Origin of the sequence: Micromonospora sp. (assembly GCF_048594385.1) — a bacterium.
GTDB classification, from domain to species: domain Bacteria; phylum Actinomycetota; class Actinomycetes; order Mycobacteriales; family Micromonosporaceae; genus Micromonospora; species Micromonospora wenchangensis.
Map to the genome: position 1 here is coordinate 1 of NZ_JBMDWU010000590.1, position 6643 is coordinate 6643.

Sequence of the window (6643 nt, forward strand, 5' to 3'; positions counted from 1 at the left end):
CGAGCTGGACGACTCGGGCGGCTGAGGCCGGCCCGCCCCGCCGTCGGAGCGCGGACCGGGGGTGACGACGAAGGGCCGACCCCCTCGGGGGGTCGGCCCATGCGGTTCGGTACGGGTCAGGAGGCGTAGCCGCGGCTGGCGATCCAGTCGCCGAGGTTGTCGACGGTGATGCGGTACGAGGCGGTGTCCGGGTTGGCGGAGTCGGCGATGGTGACGGTCCTGCCGTCGTCGTGGTAGCCGGTGACGCTGATGTAGTGGCCGCCCTCGAAGGAGTGGGCGTTGCCGTCGGTGTCGGTGGTGGTGCCGGCGATGTTGGCGACCACGGCGCGGCCGTCGTCGATGGCGCGGACGATGTCGGCGCGCAGCGTGTCGGTCTGCTTGTCGTCGGCCTTGCTGCTGCGGATCTCGGTGCTGTGGTAGGCGTCGCGGCCGGTCTCCCGGTTGAGCACCGGGGTGATGTCGTTGATGCTGTCGGTGCCGTCCTCGGTGGTGCGCATGTGCTTGGCCATGGTGTCCACGTCGATGTTCTTGCCCTGCACGCTCAGCGCGTTGCGGGCGGCGGCCGGGCCGCAGTAGTAGAAGTTGGGCTGCGCCTCGTAGTCGACCTTCAGCTCGCGCTCGCCGGCCGGCTTGCGGTCGGCCTGGACGGCGGCGGGGCGGGTGGTCCCGGCGGCGTGGGCGGCGATCGCGGGGCCGGCGACGCCACCGGCGGTGGCGGCCAGGCCGGCGACGGTCAGGGCGGTCTTGCGCAGGATGTCGGTACGCATGGGGAGGCTCCTCTGCGTCGGGGGTGCGGTGGACGCCCGGGGGAGAGGGCGTCGCGGAAGTCAGGAGGGAAGCGCGCGGCGGTCGGGGGGACCTGCTCGGGCGTCCGGGGGAGGTGTAACCAACCCGGTGGCGACCGCATTCCGTGGTCGGTGTCCGGGGCCTGCTCCCCGCGGGGAGCGGCGGTGGTATGCCAGGTACAACGCCCCGGCCCCGGCGACGATTCCGCCGTGGGGGTGGCCCCGGCCACGCGACACAGGCCCCGGAGGCGACATACCGGCGGTGACCGCGCGCCAGGCCGGCCCGCCCACCGGACACCGACGGCGACGTCGCCCCGTACCGGGCGGCGGGCCGCGTGCCGCGCAGGCGGGCGGTGGCGACCTGGGCGAACCCGACATTCCGCGCAGAGCGGCGATGCTCGGGGCGAACCCACGTCCTCGCCCCGGAACGGGGCGGCGCTCCACCGCTAACCTGGGCGGTCATGAACGTCGCACAGCGGGACGGCCGGTGGCACCGGTGAGCCCCACCCAACGCCTCCTCGACCCCGACCAGGTCCGCCGGTACGTCGCGGCCTCCCTCGGGCCCGCCGTGCGGGTCACCGACTGCGGGCCACTGCGCGGAGGTGGATTCGCCGCCGTCTGGCGGGTACGGCTCGACGACGGGCGTGCCGTGGTGCTCAAGGTGGGGCCACCGCCGTCGGTGCCGCTGCTGCGCTACGAACGCGACCTGATCGGCGCCGAGGCACGCTACCTGCGGCTGGTGGCGGCGCACGCGCCGACCGTGCCCGTGCCCCCGCTGCTGCACCACGGCAGTGACCCGGTCCTCGGGGACTGGCTGCTCACCGGCCACCTCCCCGGGCGGATGCTGTACACGCTCGTCGCCGAAGGCGCGCCGGTCGACGGGGTGTGGACCGGTTTGGGTGCCGCGTTCGCCGCCCTGCACCGGGTGACCGGCGACCGGTACGGCTACGACGGCGGTCGGGCCGCCGGGTCGACCTGGCGCTCGGCGTACACGGCGATGCTGGACGACCTGCTCGCCGACGCGGCCGACTGGGCGGTGCCGCTGCCGCTGCCGGCCGACCGGTTGCGGGCCCTGGTCGCCCGGCACGCCGGGGTGCTGGACGTGGTGCGTCGTCCGGCGCTGCTGCACTTCGACGGCTGGGCGGGCAACGTCCTCGCCGTACCGGGCCCGGACGGCGGGCACCGGCTCGGCGGGCTGGTCGACGGTGAGCGGTTCCTGTACGGCGACCCGCTGCTGGACCTGGTGTCGCCGCTGCTGTTCCGCCGCGCCGAGGACACCCCGGACGACCCGTTCCTGCGCGGCTACCGCACGGCCGGGGCGCGGGTGACGTTGGACGAGCCGGGGGTACGCCGCCGGCTCGGCCTCTACCGGCTCTACCTCTACCTGCTGATGACGGTGGAGGCGCCCAGCCGGGGGATCACCGTGGAGACCGAACCCGACCGGTTCCGGATCCTGACGCGGCTGCTCGACGAGGAACTGTCCGACCTGGACGGGACCTGACCGGGCGGTGGGGTCAGAGCCAGCCGGAGCGGCGGAAGAGCCGGTGCAGGGTGAACGCCGCGGTCGCCATCAGCGCCAGCGCGGCCGGGTAGCCGTACCGCCAGGACAGTTCGGGCATCCGGGCGAAGTTCATCCCGTAGACCCCGGCGACCGCCGTCTGGGTGGCGGCGATCGCCGCCCACGCCGCGATCTTGCGCATGTCGTTGTTCTGGTCGACGGCGAGCTGGGCCAGCCGGGACTGTAGGAGCGAGTTGAGCAGTTCGTCGTAGGCGGTGATCCGGTCGACCGCCCGGGTGAGCCGGCCCTCCACGTCGACGTACCAGCGGCGCAGCCCCGCCGGCAGGCCGCCGTCGGGGCCGGCCACCAGGGCACGCAGCGGCTCCTGGAGCGGCAGGACCGCCCGCTTGAACTCGACCAGCTCCCGTTTGAGCTGGTAGATCTGCTGGATGTCGGCGGCGTGCTCGGGGGCGAAGACGGTCTCCTCGACGCGTTCCAGGTCCCGTTCGAGGTGGGCGGCGACCTCGAGGTAGAGGTCGACCATGCGGGCGGTCACCGCGTACGCCACCGCCCACGGGCCCTCGGCGAGCAGCGACGGGCGGCCCTCGATCTCGCGGCGGACCAGCGCGAGGGCACCGGACGCGCCGTGCCGGACGGTGACCACGAACCGGTCGCCCAGCAGCACCATCACGTCGCCGGTGTCCACCACGTCGGAGGTCGCGGTCAGCTCGCCCTGGGCGACGTAGGCGGCGGTGCGCAGCACCAGCAGGGTGACCGGGCCGTGCCGCTGCACGGTGGGGCGGTGCCCGTCGGCGAGCGCCTGCGCCACGGTCAGCTCGTCGAGGCCGAACACCTGCCCGACGGCGGCGAGCACCGCCGCGCCCGGGTCGTGCAGGCCCAGCCAGACGAAGGCGTTGCGGCCGCGTCGGGAGCGGGCGTACGCGTCGGCGTAGTGCGGCCGGCCGGCCTCCCGGCGGCCGTTGACGTAGACCGCGCAGTCGACCACGGCGTCCGGGTTGGAGCGGCGGGCCGGCCGGTCGGGGGTGTCCCCGGGACGTCGGCGCAGCCGGCCGACCAGGGTGCCGAGCCGGGGTCCGAGCAGGGTCGTCAGCGCTCGCCGCTCCACCGGGTACCTCCGCCTCGCCGCCCGTCCGCCGGCCCACCGTAGTAGGGCGGCGCGACGCCGGGCGGGGCGGGTCAGCCGACGGCGGTGGCCCGTACGACGACGTTGTCGGAGTAGTCGCGGGACCGTTCGTCGAACCGTCCGCCACAGGTGACCAGGCGCAGCGTCGGTCCCGGTCCGCCCGGCCCGTAGACCAGCGCGGTGGGGAAGTTCCGCTTCGGGTACGCCCCGACGCCGTCGACCGCGAACCGCACCACCCGCCCGTCGGCGCGGGTGACCCGGACGGTGTCCCCGGGGCGCAGCCGCCCCAGGTCGAAGAAGACCGCCGGCCCGTCGCGGGTGTCGACGTGCCCGACGACGACGGCGTTGCCCGCCTCGCCGGGGCTGGCCCCGGGCCGGTACCAGCCGGCGACGGTGGGCTGGTCCAGCGGCGGCACCTCCAGGGTGCCGTTCGGGTCGCCGGCCACGGGCACCAGGTCGGCGTGCACGCCGATGGCGGGGATGTCGATGCGCACCGGGGTGGAGCGGGGCAGGGCCGGGATCGGGGAGCGGCTGGTGTTGCCGCCGCTGACGTCGATGCTCGGCTGGGGTGGTCCGACCGGTCCGAGGGTCAGCCCGGCGGCGATCAGCGCGATCCCGGCGGTGCCGCTGACCGTGACCGCGGTGACGGCGGCGCGGGTCCGGCCCGCCCACTCGCGTACGCCCATCGCCCGTCCTCCCCGACGTCCGATGTGGTCGGGGTGCCCGTACCGGTTCGGTGCGGGCACCCGTCCCCAGGGATTGTGTGGCGCGTCGTCGACCGACGCCTGTCGTGTCGTCAGGCGACGGTGCCCGCCGCCGCCCGGCGTCGGCGGCGCAGCAGCACGGTGGTGCCGAGCGCGGCGGCACCGGCGAGGGCGCCTCCGGCGGCCAGCAGGCCGGTGTTGCCGGTGCCGCCACCGGCCCCGGCGGGCGCCGCGCCGATCGGCGTGACGGTGAAGGTGGCGCTGCCGGCGGAGCTGCCGTCGCCGCAGGTGGCGGCCACGGTGTAGCTGCCCAGGGTGAATCCGGCGGTGAAGAGTTCGGCGCTGAGCCCACCGCCCGCCGCTGCGGTGGTGGAACGGACGTTCTGGTCCCGGTCCGGGCCGGTGACGTGGAAGAGCACGTCGCCCGCCTTCGGGTTGCAGGTCGTCGCGGTGAGCACGACCGTCCCGCCGACCGGTGTGGTGGCCGGCGACACCGTGGTGTCCGCGAGTGCGGCGGTCGGGAGCAGGAGCGTGCCGAGTCCCACGCCGAGCGCCGTCGATACGAGAACCTTCTGTGCCTTCATACGCGTCTTCCCTCACTTTTCGTCCGCTGTCTGCGTGGGACGTCGTTCGGGTGGCCAACTCCGTAACTAGCACCGGTGTGCCCAACACTAGGAGGGATGGGCCCTCCTACCGGGGTAAATGAGAAATCTTCGTTGCCGTCACGTGTTTTCCCGTCCGCCACCGAGCTGCGGAAATGCCCGGACACTGCGGACACCCCGCGCCGACCCCACAACCCAGCCTCCTAGGACGCTCTAGGGATGGTGACCGTCGCGCCCACCCACCGGCGGGCCCGCCCCGAAACGCGACGGACCCGCCGGAACCGGGATCAGCGTCGACGGGCCTGGAGGGTGTACGTCTGGGGGAGCCGCCACGGGCGTTCGGTCAGCCGCCACTCGCCGTGCTCGTCGCGGGTCTGCCGCCCCGGCAGCGCGTCCCAGGGGGCGCTGTCGTGCTCGTGCAGCATGGTCAGCTCCAACCCGGCGTCGAGCAGGGCGGTGACCACCTCCCCGAGGCCGTGGTTCCACTCGTGGGTGGTGTTGTGGGTGAAGGTGGCCTCGGTGCTCACGTAGGTGCCGCCCTCGTCCCACACCAGCGGTTCGGCGCGCTCGAAGTACGGGTGCTCGACGGCCAGCACGCCGTCCGGGCGGGTCTCGTCCAGGGCCCACAGCATCGGGTGCCCCTCACGCAGGAACAGCCGCCCGCCCGGACGCAGCAGGGCGGCGACCACGCCCGCCCAGCGGCGGATGTCCGGCAGCCAGCACAACGCGCCGACGCCGGTGTAGACCAGGTCGAAACCACCGACGCCGAGCGCGTCGGGCGCGTCGTACACGTCGGCCAGGACGAAGTCGACGGCCGCGTCGGTGCGGTCGGCCAGCGACCGGGCCTGGGCCAGCGACGCGCCGGAGAAGTCCAGGCCGGTCATCCGCGCGCCGAGCCGGTGCAACGACACGGTGTCGGTGCCGATGTGGCACTGCAGGTGCACACCGCGCAGCCCGGCCACGTCACCGAGGCGGGGCAGGTCGAACCGGACCACCTCGCTGAGGTAGCCCGGGTCGGCGGCGAACCGCTGCACGGCGTAGTCCGGGGAGGCGGCGTGGGCGGCGGCCCGGTCGTCCCAGCTGGCCCGGTTGAGGGTGCGGTAGTCGGTGCCGGGCGTCTGCCGGCCCGGCTCGTCGTCGTCGGTCACCGGCTGACGGTGGCAGATGCGCCAGATCGGCTCAACGGCAATTCGGCGGCCGGTCACGGGCCCGGTGACCGGCGGTGGGTGTCAGAGCTGCCTGGTAGGTTGCCGGCCCGTGACGGGGGAAGGATTGGACGCCCGGTTCGGCCGGCTCTGGGCGGCGAGCACGCTGTCGGCGCTGGGCAGCGGTATGGCCACGGTGGCGGCCCCGCTGTACGCGGCGGCCCGCAGCGACGATCCGCTGGTGGTCGCCGCCGCCGCCGGTGCGTCGTGGCTGCCCTGGCTGCTGTTCGCGCTGCCCGGCGGGGTGCGGGTCGACCGGCTGGACCGGCGGCGGCTGATGGTGGTCATCGACTGGGGGCGGGTGGTCGCAGTGGTGTCGCTGGGTGTGGCGATGCTGGCCGGCCGGGCCGGGATACCGCTGCTGTACGCCGTGCTGTTCGTGGTGAACACCGGTGAGATCGTGTTCCGGTCGGCCAGCCAGGCGTTGTTGCCGACTTTTGGGCCCCCGGCCGGGCTGGAAGGGGCCAACGGCTGGCTCGGCGGCGGCACCACCCTGACTCAGGGGATGCTGGCGGGCCCGCTCGGCGGGTTCCTGTTCGTCTTCGCCGAGAGCCTCCCGTTCCTCGCCAACGCCGGCACGTACGCGCTCAGCGCGGTGCTCGTCGCGCTGATCGGCGGCTCGTTCCGGGGCGGTGGGGACGCCGTCCCGGTGGGCACCCGGTCGATGCGGGCGGAGATCGGCGCGGGCTTCCGGTTCCTGATCGG

Annotated in this window: 7 protein-coding genes; 2 read left to right on the forward strand and 5 right to left on the reverse strand. The window is 74.5% G+C overall.

Annotated elements, in window-relative coordinates; translation table 11 throughout:
* Positions 1–116 precede the first annotated feature (116 nt).
* Positions 117–767: a C39 family peptidase gene (locus ACOJTC_RS30855; RefSeq protein ID WP_357927746.1), complete on the reverse strand. Its 651-nt coding sequence runs from the start codon at positions 765–767 to the stop codon at positions 117–119.
* A gap of 514 nt (positions 768–1281) precedes the next feature.
* Here ACOJTC_RS30855 and ACOJTC_RS30860 point away from each other — a divergent pair.
* Entirely contained in the window at positions 1282–2286 is a 1005-nt protein-coding gene (locus ACOJTC_RS30860) for a phosphotransferase family protein (RefSeq protein ID WP_420119515.1), read from the forward strand.
* 13 nt (positions 2287–2299) lie between these two features.
* Here the strand turns inward: ACOJTC_RS30860 and ACOJTC_RS30865 are convergent, their stop codons facing one another.
* The 4 genes from ACOJTC_RS30865 to ACOJTC_RS30880 form a co-directional block, all read right to left on the reverse strand.
* On the reverse strand, positions 2300–3409 hold the full coding sequence (locus tag ACOJTC_RS30865; RefSeq protein ID WP_420119516.1) for a magnesium and cobalt transport protein CorA: 1110 nt from the start codon (positions 3407–3409) through the stop codon (positions 2300–2302).
* Positions 3410–3480: 71 nt separating this feature from the next.
* Positions 3481–4113, reverse strand: coding sequence for a class F sortase (locus tag ACOJTC_RS30870; RefSeq protein WP_420119517.1), 633 nt, complete (start codon positions 4111–4113; stop codon positions 3481–3483).
* Between the two features lie 110 nt (positions 4114–4223).
* A complete protein-coding gene (locus ACOJTC_RS30875) occupies positions 4224–4715 on the reverse strand; it encodes a hypothetical protein (protein WP_357927740.1) in 492 nt (163 codons plus the stop codon).
* Between the two features lie 305 nt (positions 4716–5020).
* A complete protein-coding gene (locus ACOJTC_RS30880) occupies positions 5021–5881 on the reverse strand; it encodes a class I SAM-dependent methyltransferase (protein ID WP_420119518.1) in 861 nt (286 codons plus the stop codon).
* Positions 5882–5990: 109 nt separating this feature from the next.
* On the opposite strand from ACOJTC_RS30880, the gene ACOJTC_RS30885 reads away from it, so the two are divergent.
* Positions 5991–6643: MFS transporter (locus tag ACOJTC_RS30885; protein WP_420119519.1), on the forward strand; the 653-nt coding region annotated here is incomplete at its 3' end.

Coding starts and splice junctions, on each gene's coding strand:
- ACOJTC_RS30855 (WP_357927746.1), bottom strand. CDS start 767: ATGCGTACCGACATCCTGCGCAAGACCGCCCTGACCGTCGCCGGCCTG.
- ACOJTC_RS30870 (WP_420119517.1), bottom strand. CDS start 4,113: ATGGGCGTACGCGAGTGGGCGGGCCGGACCCGCGCCGCCGTCACCGCG.
- ACOJTC_RS30875 (WP_357927740.1), bottom strand. CDS start 4,715: ATGAAGGCACAGAAGGTTCTCGTATCGACGGCGCTCGGCGTGGGACTC.